Origin of the sequence: Enterobacter sp. 237C8 (assembly GCF_034106865.1) — a bacterium.
In the GTDB taxonomy this organism is placed as follows: Bacteria; Pseudomonadota; Gammaproteobacteria; order Enterobacterales; family Enterobacteriaceae; genus Enterobacter; species Enterobacter asburiae_B.
In genome coordinates, this window is sequence record NZ_JAWNDF010000010.1 from 40,846 (window position 1) to 66,581 (window position 25,736).

The 25,736-nt window shown below is 56.2% G+C and carries 23 protein-coding genes; 13 read left to right on the forward strand and 10 right to left on the reverse strand.

Annotation, left to right across the window (positions count from 1 at the left end; all coding sequences use genetic code 11):
- Nucleotides 1–54 precede the first annotated feature (54 nt).
- Both USF70_RS19170 and dld read right to left on the reverse strand, forming a co-directional pair.
- A complete protein-coding gene (locus USF70_RS19170; protein ID WP_033146016.1) occupies nucleotides 55–609 on the reverse strand; it encodes a GNAT family N-acetyltransferase in 555 nt (184 codons plus the stop codon).
- A 112-nt stretch (nucleotides 610–721) separates the two neighbouring features.
- Nucleotides 722–2,470 (reverse strand): D-lactate dehydrogenase, encoded by a 1,749-nt coding sequence (dld, locus tag USF70_RS19175; RefSeq protein WP_320735916.1) that lies wholly within the window; start codon nucleotides 2,468–2,470, stop codon nucleotides 722–724.
- A 189-nt stretch (nucleotides 2,471–2,659) separates the two neighbouring features.
- Here dld and bglX point away from each other — a divergent pair, with 189 nt between their 5' ends.
- The 5 genes from bglX to USF70_RS19200 all read left to right on the forward strand — a co-directional run bounded on the left by bglX (nucleotide 2,660) and on the right by USF70_RS19200 (nucleotide 8,854).
- Nucleotides 2,660–4,957, forward strand: coding sequence for a beta-glucosidase BglX (bglX, locus tag USF70_RS19180; RefSeq protein WP_047060524.1), 2,298 nt, complete (start codon nucleotides 2,660–2,662; stop codon nucleotides 4,955–4,957).
- 145 nt (nucleotides 4,958–5,102) lie between these two features.
- Entirely contained in the window at nucleotides 5,103–6,020 is a 918-nt protein-coding gene (locus USF70_RS19185) for an ABC transporter substrate-binding protein (RefSeq protein ID WP_221702071.1), read from the forward strand.
- 12 nt (nucleotides 6,021–6,032) lie between these two features.
- Nucleotides 6,033–7,190, forward strand: coding sequence for an ABC transporter permease (locus USF70_RS19190; RefSeq protein WP_320735917.1), 1,158 nt, complete (start codon nucleotides 6,033–6,035; stop codon nucleotides 7,188–7,190).
- A complete protein-coding gene (locus USF70_RS19195) occupies nucleotides 7,183–8,133 on the forward strand; it encodes an ABC transporter ATP-binding protein (RefSeq protein WP_033146012.1) in 951 nt (316 codons plus the stop codon). Before USF70_RS19190 ends, USF70_RS19195 begins: the two co-directional genes overlap by 8 nt.
- Complete coding sequence (locus tag USF70_RS19200) at nucleotides 8,117–8,854, forward strand: ABC transporter permease (RefSeq protein WP_033146011.1); 738 nt, start codon at nucleotides 8,117–8,119, stop codon at nucleotides 8,852–8,854. The genes USF70_RS19195 and USF70_RS19200 overlap by 17 nt, the downstream gene beginning before the upstream one ends.
- Here the strand turns inward: USF70_RS19200 and USF70_RS19205 are convergent.
- Nucleotides 8,829–8,942: a protein YohO gene (locus USF70_RS19205; RefSeq protein WP_008500895.1), complete on the reverse strand. Its 114-nt coding sequence runs from the start codon at nucleotides 8,940–8,942 to the stop codon at nucleotides 8,829–8,831. The genes USF70_RS19200 and USF70_RS19205 overlap by 26 nt on opposite strands.
- A gap of 69 nt (nucleotides 8,943–9,011) precedes the next feature.
- Entirely contained in the window at nucleotides 9,012–9,752 is a 741-nt protein-coding gene (gene mlrA / locus USF70_RS19210; protein WP_096150832.1) for an HTH-type transcriptional regulator MlrA, read from the reverse strand.
- A 217-nt stretch (nucleotides 9,753–9,969) separates the two neighbouring features.
- Here mlrA and USF70_RS19215 point away from each other — a divergent pair, with 217 nt between their 5' ends.
- Genes USF70_RS19215 through USF70_RS19225 form a run of 3 tightly spaced genes read left to right on the forward strand, consistent with a single transcriptional unit; the run spans nucleotide 9,970 to nucleotide 12,885 of the window.
- Nucleotides 9,970–11,655 carry a sensor histidine kinase gene (locus USF70_RS19215; protein ID WP_194304615.1) on the forward strand — a complete coding sequence of 562 codons (1,686 nt, stop codon included), beginning with the start codon at nucleotides 9,970–9,972 and terminating at the stop codon, nucleotides 11,653–11,655.
- Nucleotides 11,649–12,368 (forward strand): two-component system response regulator BtsR, encoded by a 720-nt coding sequence (gene btsR / locus USF70_RS19220; protein WP_023312443.1) that lies wholly within the window; start codon nucleotides 11,649–11,651, stop codon nucleotides 12,366–12,368. The genes USF70_RS19215 and btsR overlap by 7 nt, the downstream gene beginning before the upstream one ends.
- A gap of 46 nt (nucleotides 12,369–12,414) precedes the next feature.
- Nucleotides 12,415–12,885, forward strand: coding sequence for a DUF1456 family protein (locus USF70_RS19225; RefSeq protein WP_045888720.1), 471 nt, complete (start codon nucleotides 12,415–12,417; stop codon nucleotides 12,883–12,885).
- A 31-nt stretch (nucleotides 12,886–12,916) separates the two neighbouring features.
- Here USF70_RS19225 and metG read toward each other — a convergent pair whose 3' ends face one another.
- On the reverse strand, nucleotides 12,917–14,950 hold the full coding sequence (gene metG, locus USF70_RS19230; RefSeq protein ID WP_064672824.1) for a methionine--tRNA ligase: 2,034 nt from the start codon (nucleotides 14,948–14,950) through the stop codon (nucleotides 12,917–12,919).
- Nucleotides 14,951–15,116: 166 nt separating this feature from the next.
- Between metG and apbC the strand changes: the two genes are divergently transcribed.
- Entirely contained in the window at nucleotides 15,117–16,226 is a 1,110-nt protein-coding gene (gene apbC / locus USF70_RS19235) for an iron-sulfur cluster carrier protein ApbC (RefSeq protein ID WP_029740176.1), read from the forward strand.
- A 95-nt stretch (nucleotides 16,227–16,321) separates the two neighbouring features.
- On the opposite strand, the gene USF70_RS19240 is transcribed toward apbC, so the two are convergent.
- Both USF70_RS19240 and USF70_RS19245 read right to left on the reverse strand, forming a co-directional pair.
- Nucleotides 16,322–16,777 (reverse strand): GNAT family N-acetyltransferase, encoded by a 456-nt coding sequence (locus USF70_RS19240; protein ID WP_320735918.1) that lies wholly within the window; start codon nucleotides 16,775–16,777, stop codon nucleotides 16,322–16,324.
- The gene (locus USF70_RS19245) at nucleotides 16,752–17,084 is read right to left on the reverse strand and encodes an RcnB family protein (protein ID WP_023336316.1); all 333 of its coding nucleotides are present in this window, start codon (nucleotides 17,082–17,084) and stop codon (nucleotides 16,752–16,754) included. The genes USF70_RS19240 and USF70_RS19245 overlap by 26 nt, the downstream gene beginning before the upstream one ends.
- 485 nt (nucleotides 17,085–17,569) lie before the next feature.
- Between USF70_RS19245 and USF70_RS19250 the strand changes: the two genes are divergently transcribed.
- The 4 genes from USF70_RS19250 (at nucleotide 17,570) to USF70_RS19265 (ending at nucleotide 21,930) form a co-directional block, all read left to right on the forward strand.
- Nucleotides 17,570–18,709, forward strand: coding sequence for a polysaccharide export protein (locus tag USF70_RS19250; RefSeq protein WP_033146007.1), 1,140 nt, complete (start codon nucleotides 17,570–17,572; stop codon nucleotides 18,707–18,709).
- Nucleotides 18,709–19,143, forward strand: coding sequence for a protein-tyrosine-phosphatase (locus tag USF70_RS19255; RefSeq protein WP_033146006.1), 435 nt, complete (start codon nucleotides 18,709–18,711; stop codon nucleotides 19,141–19,143). The genes USF70_RS19250 and USF70_RS19255 overlap by 1 nt, the downstream gene beginning before the upstream one ends.
- 14 nt (nucleotides 19,144–19,157) lie before the next feature.
- Entirely contained in the window at nucleotides 19,158–21,338 is a 2,181-nt protein-coding gene (locus USF70_RS19260) for a polysaccharide biosynthesis tyrosine autokinase (protein ID WP_320735919.1), read from the forward strand.
- Between the two features lie 76 nt (nucleotides 21,339–21,414).
- Entirely contained in the window at nucleotides 21,415–21,930 is a 516-nt protein-coding gene (locus tag USF70_RS19265) for a protein disulfide oxidoreductase (RefSeq protein ID WP_194304618.1), read from the forward strand.
- A gap of 36 nt (nucleotides 21,931–21,966) precedes the next feature.
- Here USF70_RS19265 and USF70_RS19270 read toward each other — a convergent pair whose 3' ends face one another.
- The 3 genes from USF70_RS19270 to USF70_RS19280 all read right to left on the reverse strand — a co-directional run bounded on the left by USF70_RS19270 (nucleotide 21,967) and on the right by USF70_RS19280 (nucleotide 25,576).
- Nucleotides 21,967–23,433 (reverse strand): aspartate aminotransferase family protein, encoded by a 1,467-nt coding sequence (locus tag USF70_RS19270; protein ID WP_320735920.1) that lies wholly within the window; start codon nucleotides 23,431–23,433, stop codon nucleotides 21,967–21,969.
- Between the two features lie 18 nt (nucleotides 23,434–23,451).
- Nucleotides 23,452–24,828: a diaminobutyrate--2-oxoglutarate transaminase gene (locus USF70_RS19275; protein ID WP_014884533.1), complete on the reverse strand. Its 1,377-nt coding sequence runs from the start codon at nucleotides 24,826–24,828 to the stop codon at nucleotides 23,452–23,454.
- 313 nt (nucleotides 24,829–25,141) lie between these two features.
- Nucleotides 25,142–25,576, reverse strand: coding sequence for a hypothetical protein (locus USF70_RS19280; RefSeq protein ID WP_047060507.1), 435 nt, complete (start codon nucleotides 25,574–25,576; stop codon nucleotides 25,142–25,144).
- Between the last annotated feature and the right edge of the window lie 160 nt (nucleotides 25,577–25,736).

Here is a 25,736-nt window from a genome sequence, read left to right on the forward strand (position 1 = left end):
CACAGGGAGAGGGAGAAAACACTAAAAACGGTAACCCAGGTTACCGTTTTGCGTTTATTCCGGCAGCGTCCAGTCCCCATCGTTGAGCGAGCGCTGCATAATCACCGTATCCCGCCAGTCGCCTTTCTTATACCCCACGCTGCGCAGCTGACCGACAATCTCGAAGCCGTGCTTTTTATGCAGCCGCAGCGAGCCGGCATTATTGTTGCCATCGCCCACAACGGCAATCATCTGCCGCCACGGGCCTTGCTCGCAGCGGGCGATCAGCGCATCCATTAATGCCGAACCAAAACCGCGCCCGGTAATGCTGGCATCCACGTAAATCGACTCTTCCAGGGTATAGCGGTAGGCGTGTCGCGGGCGGTAAGGCGTGGCGTAGCAGTAGCCCACCACGATGCCGCGATACAGCGCGATAAGCCACGGCAAACCGCTCTCAGCCACGCTTTTCATACGCTGACGCATTTCGTCGATGGTAGGGGGGACTTCTTCAAATGACGCGCGCCCGTGCAGCACATGCCATGCATAGATGGCGGCGATGGCATGCACATCATCGGGAAGGGCATCGCGCACTTCCAGTTCGGTCTCGGATAAAACATCAACAGCCGACATGATGTGCCTGCTCCTCGTTATAGAAAGCCGGAGAAACGTTCCTCCGGCGTCAGACGGTTACTCTATTACGATTAAGGCGCGCTAAACAATCTCTCAAATTTGGCTATAGGAATTAATCAGACGCTTGCGTTACGCGCTGCTCCGCGTCCGCGCTCTCTTTCCAGTATTTCTTCCGCGTTGTTTTACCAATGCCGGGATTCATGCTGTTTGTAGGGTCATTCTCGCGATAAAACTGCTTAAGTGCGTCAGGGGCTTTATAAAGATGCCCGACGTTATGTTCCGCAGGATATTGTGCGCCGCGTTCACGCAGCAGGGCGAGCATCTGCTCCTTCAGTTCGTGCGCATCGACCCCTTTTTTGACGATGTAATCCTGATGGAAGACATAACACATAAAGTGGCCGTAATAGAGCTTATGCACCAGCTTGCTGTCGATTTCCGGCGGGAGGTGCTCAAACCACTCGGTGTCGTTACGTCGCAGGGCGATATCCAGCGCCAGAATATCTTCCACCTCTTCGGAATGCACCGCCTGATAACGGATGGCGGCGCCTGCGGCGGCAAAACGGTGCAGGAACGCTTTGCTGCCCTCTTCAGGCGTACAGGCAAAGAAATCCCCTTCGGCGTTTTTGAAGAATTCGGTCAGCCAGGACTGCGCTTCGGCAATTCCGTCTCCGGCCATTTTCAGCAGCAGGTGGTGCTCGTACTTATCGCGCCAGGTTTTCATTCGCTCCGGCAGATGCGCCGGGAAAACGTTGCCCAGCTTCTGCATAAAGCGGTCGGTGAAGTGGGGTTTGAACAGCGACACTTTCTCCAGCATCGCGTCGGTGCGTCCCTTCATGGTGAAGAAGAACGGCATTTTGTCGGTGCCGAGCTTGTCGATCATCAGGAACGTATCTTTGCCGTAACGCTCGGCGATGTCGTAAATGTCCCGGTGCATGTACTCGCCCGCCACCGGCAGATGGGTGAATTCGCCCAGAATATGACGACGAATTTCGGTCAGAACCTCAGGCTGATTGGTACCAATGTAAAACACCTGCTGCTTTTTCTCCGCCGGGAAGGTATCCAGACGTACGGCAAACACGGCCAGCTTCCCGGCGCAGCCGGAGGATTCAAACAGGCGGTCCGGGTCGGCGTTGTAGCGCGCCGGCGTATCGGCGTCGATATCCCGCACGCGGGTGACGTAGTCGTGATCGTGCGCATGACGACCGTCGTGCTGAACGTCTTCGTCCTTCACGCGATCGTCGTCGAGCTTGCTGAGGATCTGTTCCGGCGTTACGCCGAGATCGATACCCAGATGGTTCACCAGCGTCAGCTTGCCGTTTTCGTCAATACGGGCAAACAGCGACATCTCGGTGTAGGCCGGGCCGCGCTGCACCAGCGAACCGCCGGAGTTGTTGCAGATCCCACCGACCACCGAGGCGCCAATGCAGGACGAGCCAATCACCGAGTGCGGCTCACGGCCCAGCGGCTTAAGCGCTTTTTCCAGGGAGTAGAGCGTCGTGCCGGGGAACGCGAGCACCTGCTCGCCTTTATCCAGCATGTGCAGCTTGTCGAGGCGCAGGGTGCTGATAATCACGATGTCGCGATCGTAATCGTTGCCGTTCGGCGTGGAGCCTTCGGTCAGGCCGGTATTGGCGGCCTGCATTAAAATAATCTTGTCGGCGGCGACGCAGGCGCTCAGCACGCGCCACAGCTCCAGCAGCGTGCCGGGGAAGACCACCGCCAGCGCTTCGCCCTGACCGGAGCGGAAACCTTTGCGGTAGCGGGCGGTTTTGGCCGGGTCGGTAAGCAGGTGAGAGGAGCCAACCAGGCGCGACAGTTCGTTAATAAAAGTCGTGTTATCGTTTGTTCGAACAGAAGTCATCTTCCACTCCTTGTGGTGGGGCAAATTTCTCGCTGTAAAGCATAGCGCGATTAACTGTTAAGCGGTCGAGTATTCACGAGAAAAATCAGAGAATAACCCTGCAACGTTTCGAGGGTTTGTGGCACACTGCGCTTTTCGCACGGTATGGCCGAGATCGTCCGGCGGTTATTGATGAGAGAGTAAAACGACATGAAATGGCTATGTTCTGTAGGTGTCGCCGTCAGCCTGGCGCTGCAACCTGCGCTGGCAGAGGATTTGTTTGGTAATCACCCGCTCACGCCTGAAGCACGGGACGCGTTTGTCACGGAATTGCTCAAGAAAATGACGGTTGATGAGAAAATCGGCCAGCTGCGTCTTATCAGCGTCGGTCCGGATAACCCGAAAGAGGCCATCCGCGAGATGATCAAAGACGGGCAGGTTGGAGCCATCTTTAATACCGTCACCCGCCAGGATATCCGCAAGATGCAGGATCAGGTGATGGATCTCAGCCGCCTGAAAATTCCGCTGTTCTTTGCCTATGACGTGGTGCACGGTCAGCGTACCGTTTTCCCGATTAGCCTCGGTTTAGCCTCTTCCTTTAACCTCGACGCGGTGAAAACCGTCGGGCGCGTGTCGGCTTATGAAGCGGCGGACGACGGCCTGAACATGACCTGGGCGCCAATGGTGGACGTCTCGCGCGATCCGCGCTGGGGCCGCGGTTCGGAAGGCTTTGGTGAAGACACCTATTTAACCTCCACGATGGGGAAAACCATGGTGGAAGCGATGCAGGGCAAAAGCCCGGCGGATCGCTACTCGGTGATGACCAGCGTCAAACACTTCGCGGCCTATGGCGCAGTGGAGGGCGGGAAAGAGTACAACACCGTCGACATGAGCCCGCAGCGCCTGTTCAACGACTACATGCCGCCGTACAAGGCAGGGCTGGATGCGGGCAGCGGCGCGGTGATGGTGGCGCTGAACTCGCTGAACGGCACGCCTGCGACCTCTGACTCCTGGCTGCTGAAAGACGTGCTGCGCGATCAGTGGGGCTTTAAGGGCATCACCGTTTCCGACCACGGCGCGATTAAAGAGCTGATTAAACACGGTACCGCCTCCGATCCGGAAGACGCGGTGCGCGTGGCGCTCAAGTCGGGCATCAACATGAGCATGAGCGACGAGTACTACAGCAAATACCTGCCGGGGCTGGTGAAGAGCGGCAAGGTCACGATGGCGGAGCTGGACGATGCCGCGCGCCACGTGCTGAACGTGAAATACGACATGGGTCTGTTTAACGATCCGTACAGTCATCTTGGGCCGAAGGATTCTGACCCGGCAGATACCAACGCCGAAAGCCGCCTGCACCGCAAAGAAGCGCGTGACGTGGCGCGCGAAAGCCTGGTGCTGCTGAAAAACCGCCTCGACACGCTGCCGCTGAAAAAATCCGGCACCATTGCCGTGGTGGGCCCGCTGGCCGACAGCAAGCGCGACGTGATGGGCAGCTGGTCTGCCGCAGGCGTAGCCGACCAGTCCGTGACCGTGCTGACCGGGATTAAGAGTGCCGTGGGTGATAACGCGAAAGTGGTGTACGCCAAAGGGGCGAACGTCACCAACGATAAAGACATCGTCACCTTCCTCAACCAGTACGAGGAAGCGGTGAAGGTCGATCCGCGCACGCCGAAGGAGATGATTGACGAGGCGGTAAACACAGCGAAACAGTCTGACGTGGTTGTCGCGGTCGTGGGCGAAGCGCAGGGTATGGCGCACGAGGCCTCCAGCCGTACCGACATCACCATCCCGCAGAGCCAGCGCGATCTGATCGCCGCCCTGAAAGCCACCGGCAAGCCGCTGGTGCTGGTGCTGATGAACGGTCGTCCGCTGGCGCTGGTGAAAGAGGACCAGCAGGCTGACGCCATTCTGGAAACCTGGTTCGCTGGTACCGAAGGCGGTAACGCCATCGCCGACGTGCTGTTTGGTGATTACAACCCGTCGGGCAAGCTGCCGATGTCCTTCCCGCGCTCCGTTGGGCAGATCCCGGTCTACTACAGCCACCTGAACACCGGTCGCCCGTATAACGCCGACAAGCCGAACAAGTACACGTCCCGTTACTTCGACGAAGCTAACGGCCCGCTGTATCCGTTTGGTTACGGTCTGAGCTACACCAGCTTCAAGGTTTCTGACGTGAAAATGTCGGCGCCGACCCTGAAGCGTGACGGCAAAGTTACCGCCAGCGTCGAGGTGACCAACACCGGCAAGCGCGAAGGGGCAACGGTGATTCAGATGTACGTTCAGGATGTCACCGCCTCGATGAGCCGTCCGGTGAAACAGCTGCGCGGCTTCGAGAAGGTCAACCTGAAGCCTGGCGAAACCCAAACCATCAGCTTCCCGATTGACGTGGATGCGCTGAAGTTCTGGAACCAGCAGATGAAATACGATGCGGAACCGGGCAAGTTTAACGTCTTTATCGGGGTGGATTCTGCCCGCGTGAATAAAGGCGAGTTCGAGCTGCTGTAACCTTCCTTCCTTTGCATCCCCCGGCTTCCGGGGGATGCGTCTTACGTTATGCTAAAAAGGCATTTTGCCGGGTAAATCCGCTGTTTTAAGCTACGCTTTTCTCTCAAGCCTCTGAAAAAGGCGATAAAAAAATGAGGATAGCGGAATGACGATTGCAAAGGGGATGTTGGGATCTGCGGTGCTGCTGGCGGCGCTAAGCCTGCCGTTACAGGCGGCGGAGCCGGTAAAAGTGGGCTCAAAGATCGATACCGAAGGCGCGCTGCTCGGCAATATTATTTTGCAGGTGCTGGAAAGCCACGGCGTGAAAACCGTCAATAAAGTTCAGCTGGGCACCACGCCCGTCGTGCGCGGGGCGATCACCTCCGGCGAGCTGGATATCTATCCGGAATACACCGGCAACGGGGCATTCTTCTTCAAAGATGAAAACGATCCGGCATGGAAAAACGCCAAAGCCGGGTATGAGAAAGTCAAAAAACTCGACGCGGAACAGAACAAGCTGGTCTGGCTGACGCCTGCTCCGGCCAACAACACCTGGACTATCGCCGTGCGCAAGGACGTGGCGGAGAAAGGCAAGCTGACTACGCTTACGGATCTCAGTCGCTATCTGAAAGAGAAGGGCGACTTTAAGCTGGCAGCGTCCGCGGAGTTTATTGAGCGTCCTGACGCGCTCCCTGCTTTCGAAAAAGCCTACAACTTCAAGCTCGACCAGGCGCAGCTGCTCTCGCTGGCGGGCGGGGATACGGCGGTAACCATTAAGGCGGCGGCGCAGCAAACTTCCGGCGTTAACGCGGCAATGGCCTACGGCACCGACGGCCCGGTGGCGGCGCTCGGCCTGCAAACCCTGACCGATCCTAAAGGCGTACAGCCGATTTACGCCCCGACCCCGGTCGTGCGTGAGGCGGTGCTGAAAGCCTATCCGGATATTGCAGAATGGCTCAAACCGGTCTTCGAAAAGCTGGATGAAAAAACGCTGCAACAGCTGAATGCCAGCATTGCCGTCGAGGGGCTGGATGCCAAAAAAGTGGCCGCCGACTTCCTGAAACAACAAGGGCTTGTGAAGTAACGGGAAAGGGCTGTGCCAATAAAATGTCATAACCGCGTACTGCTGCTGTTGGCCTGCGTGGCCATCGCGGCAGTCGCGCTGCCGTTTGTGAATGTCGCCCCTAACCGCCTGATGTCAGGGGAGGGGCGCTATCTCTGGGAAGTGTGGGCGTTCACGCCGTGGTGGCTGGCGGCGGCGCTGGGCGCGTGGGTTACGCTATCGCTCTGGCAAGGCCGCACGGCGCAGTGGCTGACGCTGCTCCTCGCTGAAGGGCTGTTTATCATCCTGTTCTGGGGGGCCGGGCAGGCGGCGACGCATATGGCGTCGGCGGAAAGCCCGCTGGCGAGAACCACGGTGGGCAGCGGCCTCTGGCTGTGGCTGGCACTGTGTCTGCTGGCCAGCAGCGACGCCATTCGTCGACTCATCACCAGCGGCGTCTGGCGCTGGGTGCTCAACGCGCAGATATGGTGCATTCCCTTGTTCCTGCTGTTCAGCGGTGAGCTGAACAATCTCTCGCTGCTGAAAGAGTACGCCAACCGTCAGGAGGTGTTTGATGATGCCCTGGCGCAACACCTGACGATCCTTTTTGGCACGCTGATCCCGGCTCTGCTGATCGGGATACTGCTCGGCATGTGGTGCTATCGTCATCCTTCACGCCAGGGTGGGGTGTTTGCCGTGCTCAACGTGATCCAGACCATACCTTCCGTCGCGCTGTTTGGCCTGCTGATTGCCCCGCTGGCGGGGCTGGTGAAGTCATTTCCGGTGCTGGGTACGCTCGGCATAGCCGGAACGGGGTTAACGCCCGCGCTTATCGCGCTGGTGCTGTATGCGCTGCTGCCGCTGGTGCGCGGCGTGGTCGCGGGGCTGGGTCAGGTCGCGCCGGATGTGCTTGAAAGCGCCCATGCGATGGGGATGAGCGCGCGGCAGTGTTTCTGGAAAATTCAGCTGCCGCTGGCGCTGCCCCTGCTGCTGCGCAGCCTGCGGGTGGTGGCGGTACAAACCGTCGGCATGGCGGTGATAGCGGCGCTGATTGGTGCGGGCGGCTTTGGCGCGCTGGTGTTTCAGGGGCTGCTCAGCAGTGCCCTCGATCTGGTGTTACTGGGCGTGGTGCCCACGATTGCGCTGGCGGTTGTCGTCGACGCGCTGTTTGCCTTATGGCTCGCGCTGCTCAGGAGAAGAGCCAATGATTGAATTTCATGATGTCAGTAAAACCTTTGCCGGTCGCCCGGCGGCGAGCCACCTGAATCTGAACTTTGCCGAGGGAGCGTTTTCCGTGCTGATTGGCACCTCGGGCTCGGGAAAATCCACCACCCTGAAGATGATCAACCGCCTGGTTGAGCACGACAGCGGGCTGATCCGCTTTGCCGGGGAAGAGATCCGCAGTCTGCCGGTGCTGGAGCTGCGCCGCCGGATGGGCTATGCCATTCAGTCTATCGGCCTGTTTCCGCACTGGACGGTGGCGCAGAACATCGCCACCGTGCTGCAGCTGGAGAAATGGTCGCGGGTGAAAATCGCCGACCGGGTGGATGAACTCATGTCGCTCCTGGGGCTGGAGCCCGCGCTGCGCGATCGCTATCCGCACCAGCTTTCCGGAGGCCAGCAGCAGCGCGTGGGCGTGGCGCGCGCGCTGGCGGCTAACCCGCAGGTACTGCTGATGGATGAACCCTTCGGCGCGCTGGATCCGGTCACGCGCGGGGCGCTGCAGGCGGAGATGACCCGCATTCACCGCATTCTCGGACGCACGATCGTTCTCGTGACGCACGATATTGATGAAGCTCTGCGCCTGGCCGACCATCTGGTGCTGATGGATCATGGCGAAGTGGTGCAGCAGGGCTCGCCGCTTGAGCTATTAACATGGCCGAAGAACGACTTTGTGCGCGAGTTTTTTGGCCGCAGCGAGCTGGGCGTGAGGCTGCTCTCCCTGCGGACGGTCAGCGACTATATGCGTCGGGAGGAGGTACCGGTGAGCGGCGAACCGCTGCAGGCGCAGATGAGCCTGCGGGATGCCCTCTCGGCGTTTGTCGCGCGCCAGTGCGAGGTATTGCCCGTCTCGGACTCCCGCGGTACGCCGTGCGGAACCTTACATTTTCGCGATCTGCTGGCCGGGGAGGTGACGCGTGAAGGCACTGCGTGATCCGCTCCTCTGGCTGGTAGCGCTCTTTGTCGCCTTACTGTTTCTGATGCCCCACAGCGCGGCGCTGTTTAATGCTCTTTTCCCGGGGCTGCCGCGGCCGGTCTATCAGCAGGAGAGCTTCATTAATCTCGCTCTGGCGCATCTCTGGCTGGTGGCGCTCTCAAGCGCCATCGCGGTTGTGTTGGGGGTAGGGGCAGGCATCGCGGTCACGCGGCCTGCGGGCAAGGAGTTTCGTCCGCTGGTGGAGACGATAGCGGCGATTGGCCAGACGTTTCCCCCGGTGGCGGTGCTGGCGATAGCGGTTCCGGTGATGGGCTTTGGTCAGCAGCCCGCCATTATCGCGCTGATTTTATACGGCGTATTGCCGGTGCTGCAGGGCACGCTGGCGGGCCTCGCGGCGGTACCGGCGTCGGTGCTGAGCGTGGCAGAAGGGATGGGGATGAGTCGCGGCCAGCGGCTGCGCAAGGTTGAACTGCCGCTTGCGGCGCCGGTTATCATTGCCGGGATCCGCACGTCGGTGATTATTAACATCGGGACGGCGACCATTGCGTCTACGGTCGGTGCCAATACGCTGGGAACGCCGATTATTATCGGCCTGAGCGGGTTTAATACGGCTTACATTGTGCAGGGGGCGGTGCTGGTCGCGCTGGCGGCAATCGTCGTCGATCGCCTTTTTGAGCGGCTGGCGCTGTACCTCAGCCGACACCGCCGCGAACAATAAACGAGTATCCTGCCAGCATCACACCGCCGATACCGCTCACGGCCATCAGGACAAAAAGGGTAATAATGGCCAGTTTGGTTGCCTTCATCATGTGCTCCTGTTGTTAACGGAACAATTATACGGTGAAGCGCAGCTGTTAATGAACCATTAAATGCCGTTATGGCTCATCCGGGCCAAGGGAATAAACCGGGTAACCATTCTCTCGCCATTCCGTCAGCAGCTGTTGCTGCGTGGCGGACGGCACTTCTCCACACCAGACCAGCAGGGTCTGACCGTCGAAAAACTCGGGCTTAAGCTGCGCCAGCGAGTGCGCCAGGACATCCACGCGCCAGCCCTTCTGGGTCGCAATCCACGCTTCCAGCCACAGGCGGGTGGTATCGTGCACGTTCCAGCCGACCACAAGCGCATCTTTTCCGGCCTTGTTCTTCGCTGAGGCAAGGCAGACGGCAATGTAGTTGATCAGCACCCCGTCGAGTATGCTGAGCAGCGCCTGCAGGGTGGACTGCTGACACTGCAGACGGCGGCGAAGCGGAATGAAAAGATGAGAGATCAGCGTCTGTGCCGGATAGTCGCGGCCCTGCTCTTTTATCCATGTGCGCAGGCGCTGAAGATTCCCCGCCTGCAGAAGCCGCAGCAGGGTTTCCTGTTGTTCGCGCCAGAGGTGTTGCGTGTCCGGGTCATCATGGCTCAGCAGGGACTTCACTTTGCCGACCTGCACTCCGTTGTCGATCCAGCTTTTAATTTCGCGGATGCGGTCGATATCGGCCTCATTGAAAAGGCGATGCCCACCGTCGGTCCTCTGCGGTTTAAGCAATCCATACCGTCGCTGCCACGCCCGTAGGGTAACGGGATTGATATCACAAAGGAGTGCCACTTCACCTATCGTGTAAAGCGCCATATTCGCCCCCTGGCTTACGCGTTCCCAGCTTAACTGTAGACCCACTTTGGCGAACCAGGAAGGATTGATTGATTTTTGAACAAACAATGCGAAGCATGCGCGATATTCAGAAAAAGGTGTGATAACGGACACGATTTTGCGCTTTTTTGGGATGCTTCAAAGAAAGTAAACCCGCATCAGTGTATGTTACGCGTTTTTAGCGTGTGCGGTTTTGAGTATGTACGAGTTTAATCTGGTGCTGCTGTTGCTTCAGCAGATGTGCGTGTTTCTTGTCATTGCCTGGCTGATGAGCAAAACGCGCCTGTTTATCCCGCTGATGCAGGTTACCGTACGTCTGCCGCACAAGCTGCTCTGCTACGTTACCTTCTCTATTTTCTGCATTATGGGGACCTATTTTGGCCTCCATATCGAAGACTCTATTGCCAACACGCGCGCTATCGGCGCGGTGATGGGCGGGCTGCTGGGCGGTCCCGTCGTCGGTGGTCTTGTTGGCTTAACCGGGGGGCTGCATCGCTATTCCATGGGCGGAATGACGGCGCTCAGCTGTATGATCTCAACGATCGTGGAAGGGCTGCTCGGCGGCCTGGTGCACAGCTACATGATCAAACGCGGCCGCCCGGATAAAGTCTTTAGCCCGCTTACCGCCGGTGCCATTACCTTTGTGGCCGAAGTGGCGCAGATGGCGATCATTCTGCTCATTGCCCGTCCGTTTGAAGATGCGCTGCACCTGGTCAGCAGCATTGCCGCTCCGATGATGGTCACCAACACCGTGGGCGCGGCGCTGTTTATGCGCATTCTGCTCGACAAGCGCGCCATGTTTGAGAAGTACACCTCGGCGTTTTCCGCCACGGCGCTGAAGGTCGCCGCCTCAACCGAAGGGATCCTGCGGCAGGGGTTTAACGAAGAGAACAGCATGAAGGTCGCGCAGGTGCTCTACAAGGAGCTGGATATCGGCGCGGTGGCCATAACCGATCGCGAGCGGCTGCTGGCCTTTACCGGCACCGGGGACGATCATCATCTGCCGGGTAAACCGATCTCCTCAGCCTATACGCTGCGCGCCATTGAAACCGGTGAGGTGGTGTATGCCGACGGTAACGAATTGCCTTACCGCTGTTCGCTGCATCCGCAGTGCAAGCTGGGCTCCACGCTGGTGATTCCGCTGCGCGGGGAAAATCAGCGGGTGATGGGGACTATCAAGCTGTATGAGGCCAAAAACCGTCTGTTCAGCTCCATCAACCGCACGCTGGGGGAGGGGATAGCCCAGCTGCTGTCCGCGCAAATCCTCGCCGGGCAGTATGAGCGGCAGAAAGCCCTGCTGACGCAGTCCGAAATTAAGCTGCTGCATGCTCAGGTCAACCCGCATTTCCTGTTTAATGCCCTCAACACGCTCAAAGCGGTGATCCGCCGCGACAGCGATCAGGCCGCGCAGCTGGTGCAGTTTCTGTCGACCTTTTTCCGTAAGAACCTGAAACGGCCGTCTGAGATCGTGACCCTCGCCGATGAGATTGAGCACGTGAATGCCTATCTGCAGATCGAGCAGGCGCGTTTCCAGTCGCGCCTGCAGGTGTCGCTCTCCGTTCCGGACGAGCTGGCGTATCAGCATCTCCCGGCCTTTACCCTGCAGCCTATTGTCGAAAACGCCATTAAACACGGCACGTCACAGCTTCTGGGAACGGGGGAGATCACCATTGCCGCCAGCCGTTTCAACCACCATCTGGTGCTGGATATTGAAGATAATGCCGGGCTTTACCAGCCTTCCGCCTCCGGCGGTTTAGGGATGAGCCTGGTGGATAAACGCCTGCGCGCCCATTTTGGCGACGACTGCGGCATTACCGTCGCCTGTGAGCCAGACCGATTTACCCGTATTACCGTACGACTGCCGCTGGAGGAAAACGCATGTTAAGAGTGCTGATTGTGGATGACGAGCCGCTGGCACGAGAAAATCTGCGCGTTCTGCTGCAGGAGCAGCCCGATATTGAGATTGTGGGGGAGTGCGCGAACGCCATTGAGGCCATCGGCGCGGTGCACAAGCTGCGCCCGGACGTGCTGTTTCTCGATATTCAGATGCCCCGCATCAGCGGGCTGGAGATGGTCGGCATGCTCGACCCGGCGCATCGCCCCTATATCGTGTTTCTGACGGCGTTCGACGAATATGCCGTTAAGGCTTTTGAGGAGCACGCGTTTGACTATTTACTCAAGCCGATTGAAGAGAAGCGTCTGGAAAAAACGCTCACCCGTTTACGCCAGGAGCGAACCGTACAGGACGTCACGCTGCTGCCGGAAAACCAGCAGCCGCTGAAGTTTATCCCCTGCACCGGGCACAGCCGAATTTATCTTCTGCAGATGGATGATGTGGCGTTTGTCAGCAGCCGCCTGAGCGGGGTGTTTGTCACCAGCGCGGAAGGGAACGAAGGGTTTACCGAGCTGACCCTGCGCACGCTGGAGAGCCGCACGCCGCTGATCCGCTGCCACCGCCAGTATCTGGTGAACATGGCGCACCTGAAGGAGATCCGCCTGGAAGATAACGGCCAGGCCGAGCTGGTGCTGCGTGCCGGGCAAACGGTACCCGTCAGCCGTCGCTATCTCAAGAGTTTGAAAGAGGCGATTGGCCTGTAAAACTGGTACACTGCGTGCCATTGCATCATCGACATTCGAAGGCTCTATGCTAAGTAACGATATTCTTCGTAGCCTGCGCTACACCCTGAAAGCAAACAATAACGACATGGTGCGCATTCTTGCGCTGTCGGACATGGAATCCACGTCTGCCGGTTTCGATACCTGGATGACCAAAGAAGATGAAGAGGGCTTCGTTCGCTGCCCGGACATCATTCTGTCGGGTTTCCTCAACGGTCTGATTTACGATAAGCGTGGCAAGGATCCGGCCGCGCCGGAGCTGGCGCTGGAGCGTCGCGTGAACAACAATACGGTGCTGAAAAAGCTGCGCATCGCGTTCTCGCTGAAAACGGACGATATCGTGGCGATCATGACGGAGCAAAAATACCGCGTATCCGTACCGGAAGTGACCGCCATGATGCGCGCGCCGGATCATAAAAACTACCGCGAGTGCGGCGACCAGTTTCTGCGTAATTTCCTGCGCGGGCTGACCCACCGGGTGCATCACCCTAAACCATAAAAAAAGCCGGAGATTATCTCCGGCTTTTTTGTTATTTCACCTGCTGGCCAGGCTTCGCGCCTTCATCAGGGCTTAACAGGAAGATATCTTTCCCGCCAGGGCCTGCGGCCATCACCATCCCTTCAGAGATGCCGAAGCGCATTTTGCGCGGCGCCAGGTTCGCCACCATCACGGTCTGACGACCGATCAGCACCTGCGGGTCCGGGTACGCAGAACGAATGCCGGAGAAGACGTTACGCTTCTCGCCGCCCAGATCCAGCGTCAGGCGCAGCAGCTTGTCAGACCCTTCCACGAATTCCGCGTTTTCGATCAGCGCCACGCGCAGGTCAACTTTGGCGAAATCGTCAAAGGTAATGGTCTCCTGAATCGGATCGTCTGCCAGCGGGCCGGTCACCGGTGCCGCAGCCGCTTTAACCTCTTCTTTAGACGCTTCAACCAGGGCTTCAACCTGCTTCATCTCGATGCGGTTGTACAGCGCCTTGAAGGTGTTCACCTTGTGGCCGAGCAGCGGCTGCGCCATGGCATCCCAGGTCAGTTCGGTGTTCAGGAACGCTTCAGCGCGGGATGCCAGCTGCGGCAGAACCGGCTTCAGGTACGTCATCAGCACGCGGAACAGGTTGATGCCCATGGAGCAGATGGCCTGCAGATCGGCATCGCGACCTTCCTGTTTGGCGACAACCCACGGTGCCTGTTCGTCCACATAGCGGTTTGCCAGGTCGGCCAGCGCCATGATTTCGCGCACGGCTTTACCGAACTCACGGGTTTCCCAGGCTTCGCCAATGGTGGCTGCCGCGTCGGTAAAGGTTTTGTACAGGGCAGGGTCAGCCAGTTCAGCCGCCATCACGCCGTCAAAACGCTTGGCGATAAAGCCCGCGTTACGGGAGGCCAGGTTCACCACCTTGTTGACGATGTCCGCGTTCACGCGCTGCACGAAATCTTCCAGGTTCAGGTCGATATCGTCGATGCGGGAAGAGAGCTTCGCGGTGTAGTAGTAGCGCAGGCTGTCCGCGTCGAAGTGGTTCAGCCAGGTGCTGGCCTTAATGAACGTTCCGCGAGACTTGGACATCTTCGCGCCGTTCACCGTCACGTAGCCGTGAACGAACAGGTTGGTTGGCTTGCGGAAGTTGCTGCCTTCCAGCATCGCCGGCCAGAACAGGCTGTGGAAATAAACGATGTCTTTACCGATGAAGTGATACAGCTCGGCCGTGGAATCTTTCTTCCAGTATTCGTCGAAGCTGACGGTGTCACCGCGCTTGTCGCACAGGTTCTTGAAGGAGCCCATGTAGCCGATTGGCGCGTCTAGCCAGACGTAGAAGTATTTGCCCGGCGCGTTCGGGATTTCAAAGCCGAAGTACGGCGCATCGCGGGAGATATCCCACTGCTGCAGGCCGGATTCGAACCACTCCTGCATTTTATTCGCCACCTGTTCCTGCAGCGCGCCGCTGCGGGTCCACGCCTGCAGCATTTCGCTGAAGGACGGCAGGTCGAAGAAGAAGTGCTCGGAGTCACGCATGACGGGCGTTGCGCCGGAAACCACGGATTTCGGCTCGATAAGCTCGGTCGGGCTGTAGGTCGCGCCGCACACTTCGCAGTTATCGCCGTACTGGTCCGGGGATTTACATTTCGGGCAGGTGCCTTTGACGAAACGGTCCGGCAGGAACATGCCTTTTTCCGGATCGTACAGCTGAGAGATGGTGCGGTTTTTGATAAAACCGTTCTCTTTCAGACGGGTGTAGATCAGCTCCGACAGCTCGCGGTTTTCGTCGCTGTGCGTGGAGTGATAGTTGTCATAGCTGATGTCAAAGCCAGCAAAATCAGTCTGATGCTCCTGACTCATTTCGGCAATCATCTGCTCCGGGGAGATCCCCAGCTGCTGCGCTTTCAGCATGATCGGCGTGCCGTGAGCATCGTCCGCACAGATGAAGTTAACCTCGTGGCCGCGCATTCGCTGGTAACGGACCCAGACATCAGCCTGGATATGCTCCAGCATGTGGCCGAGGTGGATTGAGCCGTTGGCGTACGGCAGTGCGCACGTTACCAGAATTTTCTTCGCGACTTGAGTCATAGTAGGCATTACTTCTTTTAACTGTGAAAAGGGTTTTTGATGTTACCCGAAAGGTAATAACTACGCCAAGTGATAAGGGCATTAATCCATAAATGAATAATTGTTACCTCTGGGGTAAACTTGGTAATTACACGTCTTTTTTCAGAACAACTACAAAGGAGTCGGGATGAGTTCTCAATCCCAGGCCAAATCACCGGAAGCCTTACGAGCAATGGTCGCCGGGACGCTGGCTAACTTTCAGCATCCAACCCTGAAGCACAATCTCACTACGCTGAAAGCGTTACACCACGTTGCCTGGCTGGACGATACACTGCACATTGAGCTGCAGATGCCGTTCGTCTGGACCAGCGCCTTTGACGCGCTGAAAGAGCAGACCAGCTCTGAGCTGCTGCGTATTACCGGTGCGAAGGCGATCGACTGGAAGCTGAGCCACAGCATCGCCACGCTGAAGCGCGTGAAAAACCAGCCTGGCGTGAACGGCGTGAAAAATATCATTGCCGTCAGCTCGGGCAAGGGCGGGGTAGGGAAATCTTCTACCGCCGTTAACCTGGCGCTCGCGCTGGCAGCGGAAGGGGCAAAGGTCGGTATTCTGGATGCGGATATCTACGGTCCGTCTATTCCGAACATGCTGGGCGCGGAAAACCAGCGCCCCACCTCGCCGGACGGGACCCACATGGCGCCAATTATGGCGCACGGTCTGGCGACCAACTCCATAGGTTACCTGGTGACTGACGACAACGCCATGGTCTGGCGCGGCCCGATGGCCAGCAAAGCGCTGCTGCAGATGCTGCAGGAGACGATGTGGCCTGATCTGGATTATCTGGTGCTGGACATGCCGCCGGGCACCGGTGACATTCAGCTGACGCTGGCGCAGAACATTCCGGTCACGGGGGCGGTCGTCGTGACTACGCCGCAGGATATCGCGCTGATTGACGCCAAAAAAGGCATCGTGATGTTCGAGAAGGTGGAAGTGCCGGTGCTCGGTATCGTCGAGAACATGAGTATGCACATCTGCAGCAACTGCGGTCACCACGAACCTATCTTCGGTACGGGTGGTGCAGAAAAACTGGCCGCGAAGTATCACACCCAGCTGCTGGGGCAGATGCCGCTGCACATTACCCTGCGTGAAGATCTGGACAGCGGAAAGCCCACGGTTGTCAGCCGTCCGGACAGCGAATTTGCGGAAATGTATCGCCAGCTGGCGGGACGCGTTGCGGCGCAGCTCTACTGGCAGGGCGAAATCATCCCGGGGGAAATCGCGTTCCGCGCGGTGTAATTCCTCAGCTCCTAATTGCCGGGTGGCGCTTCGCTTACCCGGCCTACAAATGGCACCATCACGTAGGTCGGGTAAGGCGAAGCCGCCACCCGACTTTAACTCAACCGATAGTGCATCAAATAATACTCTCCGTCCGGAGAATTACCCGTCGCCTCTATGTGCCAGCCGTGTCGCTGGTAAAACGCAATAGCCCGCGCATTCTTCACCAGGCACTTAAGTGAACCCGTACTGGTAAACGTCTTCTGTACGTGTTCAAGCAACTCATGCCCGACGCCCAGGCTCTGATACTGCGGATCGACAAACAGGTTGTGCAGGAAATTATCGTTCGTCCAGACGGAGGCAAAACCCAGGCGATGACCGTTCTGAACAGCAACCCAAATCACTTCGTCGCAGGTTGCCGCGTCAAAGTCTTCAAGCTGCCAGTCCGCGTTGTCCAGCCATGGCCAGGCTTCACGCCGGGCGTGGAGGTAGAGCGTGCGCAGGAAAGGGCGGTCGCTTTCCTGCCAGGGGCGAATCAGAATTGCGTTAGCGGTGATAGAAAATATCTCCATTGTAGGCTTTGTAGATCTTGCCATCAGCATCGCCGATCAGTACGTAGTTCTCACCCATGTAGGTCCAGTGGGTTCCGGCATCCGGAGCCGGCAGGTTACGCAGCTGGTACTGTTTGATGGTGTATTCCGGCGTTTGATACTGCGCCGGCGCCGTGTCGCCAATCTTGAATTTCGTAAAGTCAGCGATGAACTCTTGTTCTTCATAGGCCTTGATGCCCGATGGCGCAGCGGCCGTTTGCGGGGCAGCGAATGCGGATCCCGCCAGAGACAGTAATACACCCAGAAGCAGCAATTTACGCTTAGCCATTTTTTCTCCAGTGATATCGTTACAGATACTTTTCGTCTGCAGGTCGTGCAAAGCGGAGCAGACAGTCCATTTTAAGTATCAACGCAGGGTATGTTTGAAAAAAAATGTAACAAAAGTGGACGGTGTTGTGTAGTCAAACTGGATGATGTTTATCATTGTGGTGAATATTTTCTGTGTTATGTATTTTTAATATTTATTATTTCATTCATTAATTCTGAAAATAACTTTCTAAGTCAAAATTGGACTTCTATACGAATGCTTTCTCACTCAACAAGATTTAATATCGTCGTCGGGTGAAACGTACTCACTTACTTTTTAGAAGGCTGAGTATTCTCATTGTTTTTACTAGAGAGCTGATGGGTTGCGGTTAATTATGCCATAAACTCATGTTAAGAAAAATAAATAATTAAATTTCATGGTGTTAGCTCGAATCTCTTTGCGGGTTTAACAATAAACATAACGTTAAAAAACTAATATTTATATAAATGAAAAATATAACTGCGTTTTCTCTGTTATTTCTCACTGTTAGTCAGTTGGCAGGGTGTGTTTTTTCCTCAGGTCAGAACTTAAGCGTATCCGGGAAAAAAGTCATTTCTGTGGAAGAGAACAATTATCAGCTTGATAAGCGCGTGGAGATTTTTCCACTGACGCCGGGATTAATTGAAAAACTACTTCCGACCGTGTCGAAATCTCAGGCAAATCCTAATCTGGATGAGCAGATCAAAAACTGGGAATACCGTATTGGCACAGGCGACATCCTGACGGTCACCGTCTGGGATCACCCTGAATTAACGACGCCCGCGGGACAATATCGTAGTGCGAGCGATGCCGGCAACTGGGTCAACGCCGATGGTACGCTCTTTTATCCCTACGTCGGTAAGCTGCGGGTGGCGGGAAAAACGGTTTCACAGGTACGTGAAGAGATTACATCTCGACTGGATAAAGTCATTGAGAGCCCGCAGGTGGACGTCAGCGTTGCCGCCTTCCGTTCCCAAAAAGCCTATGTCACCGGAGAGGTCGAAAAATCAGGCCAGCAACCCATAACCAATATTCCGCTGACGGTGATGGATGCGGTTAACGCCGCTGGCGGTCTTTCTGCGGATGCCGACTGGCGTAACGTCGTGCTGACGCATGATGGCAAGGACTCCCGCCTTTCGCTCTATGCACTGATGCAGCATGGCGATTTGATGCAAAATAAGCTGCTTTATTCAGGCGATATCCTGTTTATTCCCCGAAACGACGCGCTGAAAGTGTTCGTGATGGGCGAGGTGGTTAAACAGAGCACGCTTAAGATGGATCGTAGCGGCATGACGCTGGCCGAAGCCCTGGGCAATGCCGGTGGGCTTAACCAAAATATGGCTGATGCAACCGGCATTTTTGTTATCAGGCAGGTAACGGAAAAAGGCGACACGGGCAAAATTGCCAACATCTATCAACTCAATGCGGAAGATGCCTCAGCCATGGTGCTGGGTACGGAATTCCAGCTGGAACCGTATGACATTGTCTACGTCACCACGGCACCGTTATCACGCTGGAATCGCGTGATCTCCCAGCTGGTGCCTACCATCAGCGGCGTCCATGACCTGACCGAAACCGTTCGTTACATCAGATCGTGGCCGCAGTAATGTTCCAGTCAATCTTAGTGGTCTGCACCGGCAATATTTGCCGTTCACCGATTGGTGAGCGGCTGTTGCGACAGCAATTACCCGGCAAGCAGGTGAACTCGGCAGGTATTTTGGGGCTTGAGGGGCATCCGGCGGATGCGGCTGCGCAGGCTGTGGCCCGGCGTCATGGCGTTTCGCTGGAGGGGCATATTGCCCGCAAGGTGACGCGTAACCTGTTGCAACAAGCCGATTTGATCCTGGTGATGGGGCCGGAACACCTCCGTTTCATTGCCACAATGGCCCCGGAGAACCGGGGAAAATCGCTGCTCTTTGGACAATGGCTGGACATCAGGGACATTCCCGACCCTTACAACAAAAGTCGTGAAGCCTATGAATATGTTTTCGAGCAATTGGGAAAAGCCAGTCAGGAATGGGCTCGTCGTTTGAGTCAATAAGGAATGATGCCGTTATGTCGTCTTCTAAATCAGAGAAATATAAGGCTGCGACACCGCAGAATAATGAGATCGATCTTCTTCAGTTGCTTGCTGAGATGTTTGATCACCGGATGACGATCGCGTGTGTCACGCTCCTGCTCACGGTATGTGCGGGGATATATGCGTTCAGCGCCACGCCAGTTTATCAGGCTGATGCCCTGATACAGGTTGAAGCGAAGCAGAATAACTCACTGCTCAAGAACCTGACTCCGTTCGGGCCCGATCTCTCACCTGACGTCGCGCCGGAACTTTTACTCCTTAAATCACGGATGATCCTGGGAGAAACCATCGATCAATTAGGGTTGACGTACTACGTCAGGCGGCGCGTGTTTCCCGTCATCGGGCCTTTGTTAGAATACGTGCAGGGACGTAAATCCGCTGAAATAACGATCGGCGCGCTGACTATTCCCCTTCTGGAAGGTAAGCCACAAACGCTTTTACTCACCGTACGGGAAAAAGGGCGATATCGTCTTGAGGGAAAAACGCTTGAAGCAGACGGCATCGTGGGGAAAACGCTGGTTAAAAATGGATTATCGCTTCTGGTGACATCCCTCAGCGCGGAACCAGGCACCCAATTTACCCTCGAAACCGTCTCAAGGCTTGACGCCATCAACGCCATTCAGAACAGGCTTACGGTTGTTGAGTCGGCGAAACAAAGCGGTATGATCGCATTAACGTTAATGGGTGAAGACCCCGCCAGGATCGCCACGGTACTTAATACCATTACTGAAAATTTTCTCAGCCAGAATATTGCGCGCCAGGAAGCGAAAGATTCCCGCAGCCTCACGTTCTTACAGGAGCAATTACCTAAGATCAGCCGGGAGCTGGATGAATCCGAAGCGAGACTGAATGCCTACAGAGAGCAACGCGATTCTGTCGACTTATCTCTGGAGGCAAAGTCAGTGCTTGATCAGGTGGTTAACGTGGAAAACCAGCTTAACGAACTGACGTTTCGCGAAGCAGAGGTTTCCCAGCTTTTCAAAAAGGACCATCCCACCTACCGTGCCTTGCGGGAGAAGAAACAAACGCTTGAGCGGGAGCGTGCGCGCCTGAATAACCGCGTCTCATCCATGCCTTCCACGCAGCAGGAAATCTTGCGCCTGAGTCGTGACGTTGAATCCGGGCGTACCATATATCTGCAGCTGCTGACGCGTCAGCAAGAGCTGAGTATATCGCGCTCCAGCGCTATCGGGAACGTGCGGATCATTGACCCCGCCATGACGCAGCCAGAGCCGATCAAACCGCGCAAAGCACTCATTATCGTACTGGGCATGCTGATCGGGTTGATGCTTTCTGCCGGAACGGTTTTAGTGCGCTCAGCCTTTAGGCAGGGCATTACCTCGTCTGAACAACTGGAAGCGCAGGGGATACCGCTTCTGGCGACGCTTCCGCGCTCGGTATGGCTCTGGAAAAAAACGCACCTGCGCAGGAAAACCCTGTTTGCTTCCCGATGGAAGCACAGGACGTCGAATGTTCCTTTTTTGCCCGTTGACCGCCCGGCAGATATGTTTGTCGAGGCAGTGCGCGGGCTGCGCACCAGTCTGCATTTTACCATGATGGATGCCACAAACCGGATCGTCGTGGTGTCTGGCCCCACGCAGGACTGCGGAAAGACGCTGGTCAGTACTTCACTGGCGTCGATTGCCGCTCAGGCCGGACAGCGAGTGCTGTTTATTGACGCTGATATGCGCAAGGGATATGTCCACAATGTTTTCCAACTGCGCAATCATCGGGGATTATCCTGCGTGCTCGGAGGAGCCGCTGAGTGGCAGGAGGCGGTTCAACGCGTTGAAAAAGGCGGTTTTGATGTATTGACCTGCGGACCCCAACCTTCACATCCCGTGGAGCTGCTCATGAGTGAACGCTTCCAGGCCGTAATGTCGCAGATAGACAAACTGTATGACATCGTGATTGTCGACACCCCACCCGTGCTTGCCGTAACGGATGCCTTGCTGATAGCCAGAGCAGCGGCTACCACGCTTCTGGTCGCCCGCTTTGGTAAAACCAGCGTCAAGGAGATCGAGAACTGCCTGAAACGTCTGCAGCAGATGGGTGTGCAGGTGAATGGCGCGATCCTCAATGATATCGTGAAATCGGCTGCGCTCTATTACAACTCGGGATATAGCCATTACGACTACGGTTATACCCAGGAATAAACCTGACGCGACATTTCTTTACAGCGTGATGGCGTATTGCCCGTTAAGATGACCTTCGTTAAAACATGAGGTCACAATGGATAACCGCAAAATCAGTCGACTGCGCCGCTGGGTGCGGGAAGGGATCATATTCGTTCTGCTGACGCTGGCCGTAGTGTGGGGTGTTGATCGGTACCGAAAACCGACACTCCCCGCCAGTTTTAGTGCAACACCGATGCAGAGCATCGACGGCAATATTCACGATATCGCGGCGCTGAGCCAGGAACGCCCGCTGCTGATTTACGTCTGGGCCACCTGGTGCAGTATATGCCGTTACACGACGCCTTCGGTCAATAAACTGGCGAAAGAGGGGGGCAACGTCGTAAGCATTGCCATGCGTTCCGGCGATAACGCAAAGCTTGCGCGCTGGGTTGAAAAGAAACAGCTGAAAATGCCGGTGATCAACGATGAAAACGGTGCGTTGTCGCAGCAGTGGCAGGTGAGCGTAACGCCGACGCTGGTCATTGTGTCGAAGGGTAATGTGGTCAGCACCACGACGGGCTGGACGAGTTACTGGGGATTAAAATTAAGGATGTGGTGGGCAGGCGTATAAAAATAACCCCTCTCCCGGCGGAAGAGGGGTGTTGTATTACTTAGCCAGAACTTCCTGCGCGGTGCGCTCAACCAGAGACAGCAGGATTTTAATATCTTCCAGCGTCACGGTTGGGTTCAGCAGCGTCAGCTTCAGGCAGGTGACGCCGTTGTGCTCGGTCACACCAACGTTCGCACGGCCGGATTCCAGCAGCGCATCACCAATTTTCTGGTTCAGCAGGGCGATGCCCGCGTCATCCATCTGCACCTTTCCGCGGAAGCGGAACAGAACGCTTGCCAGCTGTGGCTGCATAACCAGTTCCAGAGCAGGCTGCTCTTTCACGTAGGCTGCAACCTGCTGCGCCAGGGTCACGCCGTGGTCGATGATCGCCGCGTATTGCTCCTGACCCAGCGCTTCCAGGCTCATCCACAGCTTCAGCGCGTCAAAACGACGGGTGGTCTGCAGAGATTTGGACACCAGGTTAGGCACGCCGGCTTCTTCGTCGAATTCGGAGTTCAGGTAGGCCGCCTGATAGCGCATCAGCTCATAGTGACGTGCTTCTTTCAGCAGGAACGCGCCGCAGCTGATGGTCTGGAAGAACTGCTTGTGGAAGTCCAGGGTGACGGAATCCACCAGCTCGATGCCGTCCAGGTAGTGACGATACTGCTCAGACATCAGCAGCGCGCCGCCCCAGGCCGCATCAACGTGTACCCAGATGTTCTGCTTCGCGGCCAGCTCTGCAATCGCACGCAGCGGGTCGATAGCACCGGCATCGGTGGTGCCTGCCGTTGCGACGATCGCCAGAATCTGCTCGCCGTTCGCGTTGCACTGTTCGATTTTCACCGCCAGATCGGTCAGAGCCATGCGGGAGAATTCGTCCGTTTTCACCTGCACGACGGACTGGTAGCCGAGACCCATCAGCGCCATGTTTTTCTGCACGGAGAAGTGTGCGTTTTCAGAGCACAGTACGCGAATTTTGCGCAAATCGCCGACCAGGCCGTCCTGCTGAACGGAGTGACCCTGACGCGCAAAGAACGCATCGCGAGCCAGCATCAGGCCCATCAGGTTGCTCTGGGTGCCGCCGCTGGTGAAGACACCGGCGTCGCCGGCCTGATAACCCACGCGGGTACGCAGCCACTCGATCAGCTTGATCTCGATAATGGTTGCGGACGGGCTTTGATCCCAGGAGTCCATACTCTGGTTAGTGGCGTTGATCAGCACTTCCGCCGCCTGGCTTACGACCAGGCTTGGGCAGTGCAGGTGCGCCACGCACTGCGGGTGATGAACGGACAAGCTGTCTTTCAGAAAGAACTCCACGGCGCGTTCAATCGCCGCTTCGTTGCCCAGCCCTTTCGGGTTGAAATCCAGCTTAATACGCTCGCGCAATTCCGCGACCGTTTTGCCCTGGTACATCTCAGGCTGTTTCAGCCACTGCATCACAGCCTGAGTGCTTTGTTCGATCGCCTGCTGGTAAGCTTCAATGCTCTGCGCAGAGGAGAACAAAATTGGGTTTGAATCAGACATCGTAATCAATAACTCCGGTTACGCCGGGCGAACGCCCGCAGCAAGCAGTGCCTGCTCAAATTTATCCAGGAAGATTTTCAGCTCTTCGTCGCTGATCAGCAGAGACGGCAGCAGACGCAGAACGATACCGTTACGGCCACCGCGCTCCAGAATCAGACCGGCTTCGAAGCACTTCTTCTGAATCAGTGCAGACAGCTCGCCGTCGCCCGGGAAGCAGCCCATGTGGTCAGCGGCTTCGTGTGGCTTAACGATCTCAATACCGATCATCATGCCCAGACCGCGCACGTGGCCGATAACAGGATAGCGTTTCGCCATCTCTTTCAGCTGGCCTTTCAGCCATTCGCCCTGAGCGGCAACTTTGCCCGCGATGTTCTGATCTTTCAGGATTTTCAGCGTCGTCAGACCGGTTGCCATCGCCAGCTGATTGCCGCGGAAGGTACCGGTGTGGTGGCCTGGCGCCCATGCGTCGAACTGCTTTTTGATACCGAGCACGGCCAGCGGCAGACCGCCACCTACGGCTTTAGACATCACAATAATGTCTGGCTCAATGCCCGCGTGTTCGAAGGCGAAGAATTTACCGGTACGGGCAAAGCCAGCCTGAACTTCGTCGAGGATCAGCAGAATGCCGTGTTCCTGAGTCACTTTACGGATGCGCTGCAGCCACTCAGCCGGAGCCGGGTTCACGCCGCCTTCGCCCTGAACGGCTTCCAGAATCACCGCAGCAGGTTTACGCACGCCGCTTTCAACGTCGTTGATCAGGTTATCGAAGTAGTACGTCAGCGCTTTCACGCCCGCTTCACCACCGATACCCAGCGGGCAACGGTACTCGTGCGGGTAAGGCATGAACTGCACTTCTGGCATCATACCGTCAACCGCTTCTTTCGGAGACAGGTTGCCGGTCACGGACAGCGCGCCGTGGGTCATACCGTGGTAACCACCAGAGAAGCTGATGATACCGCTACGACCGGTCACTTTTTTCGCCAGCTTCAGCGCCGCTTCAACGGCGTCAGCACCGGATGGACCGGTGAACTGCAGGCAGTACTCTTTGCCCTGACCAGGCAGCAGAGAGAGCAGGTATTCAGAAAACGCGTCTTTCAGAGGCGTAGTCAGATCCAGGGTATGTAACGGCAAGCCGCTGGTAATGACATTTTGGATGCTTTTCAGCACATCAGGATGGTTATGGCCAAGCGCAAGGGTCCCCGCGCCTGCTAAACAGTCAAGGTATTCTTTATTATCTGCATCGGTGATCCACACGCCTTCTGCTTTAGTTATGGCTAAAGGCAGTTTGCGCGGATAACTCCTGACGTTAGATTCAAACTCGGCCTGACGGGCCAGATAGGTTTCGTTGCTTTTGTGGGCATCTACGGTGTCAATACGGACTTTATCCGTCATCATATCACTCCTACAACCGCCGCTTCGTTATGAGCCACGATTGAATAAAAAGTTAAAAAACAGATGGGGGCCTGAAAAAAACGCCGCCAATATAGAGCCTTTTGCCACGGGGCTCAATGGTTAATTTGTTTACTGTTTTGTGACATGGCGCTCAGGGGAGGGTATATCCCCTTTTTAAGAAAGAAAATTGCACTTTATGGTAAACAAAAACAGACTGTTACGTGTGTTCTGTCCTGACTGTAAATTCATAAAAAAGAGTGTGACAAATCGTGCCATTCGCTGACCGAAAAGGAGGCAGACGGCCTCCTTGTTCGCTTTATTTCTGCGACACCTGCAAAATGCCGTGGTTACGCCCCGTCGTCTTATTCCAGGACGCCGCCGTAATGCCGTTCTCATTAAGGCTTAGCGATATAACAAAACCATTACCGTGAATCTCATAGAAATGAGCATTCAGACATTTCACGATGGCCTTTTTGCCGTTAATGGTGGCGTTAAAAAAGCCGTTTGAAATCGTGGCGTTAACCGCATCCGATGTGAAAGTGGCTTCACGCAAAGGGTCGTGGACCGCAGCAGTTGTGTGCTGTGCCGTATTTTGGGCTTTTGTTTTGTGAATATCACAAGAGCCGTCATTCGCGTTCATCTCAGTACATCCTGAACGTTCTAATTGAGCACGATAATGCGCGTTAATCGCATGAGCCGGTGTTGTCGCTACCGTTAACATCAGTGCAATCCATATTAATTGAGTTTTCATGGCTAAACTTTTGTTCACCTTATAAAACGCACAGATAATAGGAGACGTACATCATGCCGATCCAAATACCGACGCCAATGAGCATCAGATACAGGGTCGCTGAAATAATGATATGTCTGAGCATGTTTTTTCTGTCATCGCTATTCTTGCCGGAGGCAAG

Coding starts and splice junctions, on each gene's coding strand:
- dld (WP_320735916.1), bottom strand. CDS start 2,470: ATGACTTCTGTTCGAACAAACGATAACACGACTTTTATTAACGAACTG.
- USF70_RS19275 (WP_014884533.1), bottom strand. CDS start 24,828: ATGATGACGGATAAAGTCCGTATTGACACCGTAGATGCCCACAAAAGC.
- USF70_RS19245 (WP_023336316.1), bottom strand. CDS start 17,084: ATGGCTAAGCGTAAATTGCTGCTTCTGGGTGTATTACTGTCTCTGGCG.
- USF70_RS19240 (WP_320735918.1), bottom strand. CDS start 16,777: ATGGAGATATTTTCTATCACCGCTAACGCAATTCTGATTCGCCCCTGG.
- USF70_RS19270 (WP_320735920.1), bottom strand. CDS start 23,433: ATGTCTGATTCAAACCCAATTTTGTTCTCCTCTGCGCAGAGCATTGAA.
- USF70_RS19250 (WP_033146007.1), top strand. CDS start 17,570: ATGAAAAATATAACTGCGTTTTCTCTGTTATTTCTCACTGTTAGTCAG.
- USF70_RS19280 (WP_047060507.1), bottom strand. CDS start 25,576: ATGAAAACTCAATTAATATGGATTGCACTGATGTTAACGGTAGCGACA.
- USF70_RS19260 (WP_320735919.1), top strand. CDS start 19,158: ATGTCGTCTTCTAAATCAGAGAAATATAAGGCTGCGACACCGCAGAAT.
- USF70_RS19225 (WP_045888720.1), top strand. CDS start 12,415: ATGCTAAGTAACGATATTCTTCGTAGCCTGCGCTACACCCTGAAAGCA.
- USF70_RS19215 (WP_194304615.1), top strand. CDS start 9,970: ATGTACGAGTTTAATCTGGTGCTGCTGTTGCTTCAGCAGATGTGCGTG.
- USF70_RS19255 (WP_033146006.1), top strand. CDS start 18,709: ATGTTCCAGTCAATCTTAGTGGTCTGCACCGGCAATATTTGCCGTTCA.
- USF70_RS19265 (WP_194304618.1), top strand. CDS start 21,415: ATGGATAACCGCAAAATCAGTCGACTGCGCCGCTGGGTGCGGGAAGGG.
- USF70_RS19170 (WP_033146016.1), bottom strand. CDS start 609: ATGTCGGCTGTTGATGTTTTATCCGAGACCGAACTGGAAGTGCGCGAT.
- btsR (WP_023312443.1), top strand. CDS start 11,649: ATGTTAAGAGTGCTGATTGTGGATGACGAGCCGCTGGCACGAGAAAAT.
- metG (WP_064672824.1), bottom strand. CDS start 14,950: ATGACTCAAGTCGCGAAGAAAATTCTGGTAACGTGCGCACTGCCGTAC.
- USF70_RS19195 (WP_033146012.1), top strand. CDS start 7,183: ATGATTGAATTTCATGATGTCAGTAAAACCTTTGCCGGTCGCCCGGCG.
- bglX (WP_047060524.1), top strand. CDS start 2,660: ATGAAATGGCTATGTTCTGTAGGTGTCGCCGTCAGCCTGGCGCTGCAA.
- apbC (WP_029740176.1), top strand. CDS start 15,117: ATGAGTTCTCAATCCCAGGCCAAATCACCGGAAGCCTTACGAGCAATG.
- mlrA (WP_096150832.1), bottom strand. CDS start 9,752: ATGGCGCTTTACACGATAGGTGAAGTGGCACTCCTTTGTGATATCAAT.
- USF70_RS19205 (WP_008500895.1), bottom strand. CDS start 8,942: ATGAAGGCAACCAAACTGGCCATTATTACCCTTTTTGTCCTGATGGCC.
- USF70_RS19185 (WP_221702071.1), top strand. CDS start 5,103: ATGACGATTGCAAAGGGGATGTTGGGATCTGCGGTGCTGCTGGCGGCG.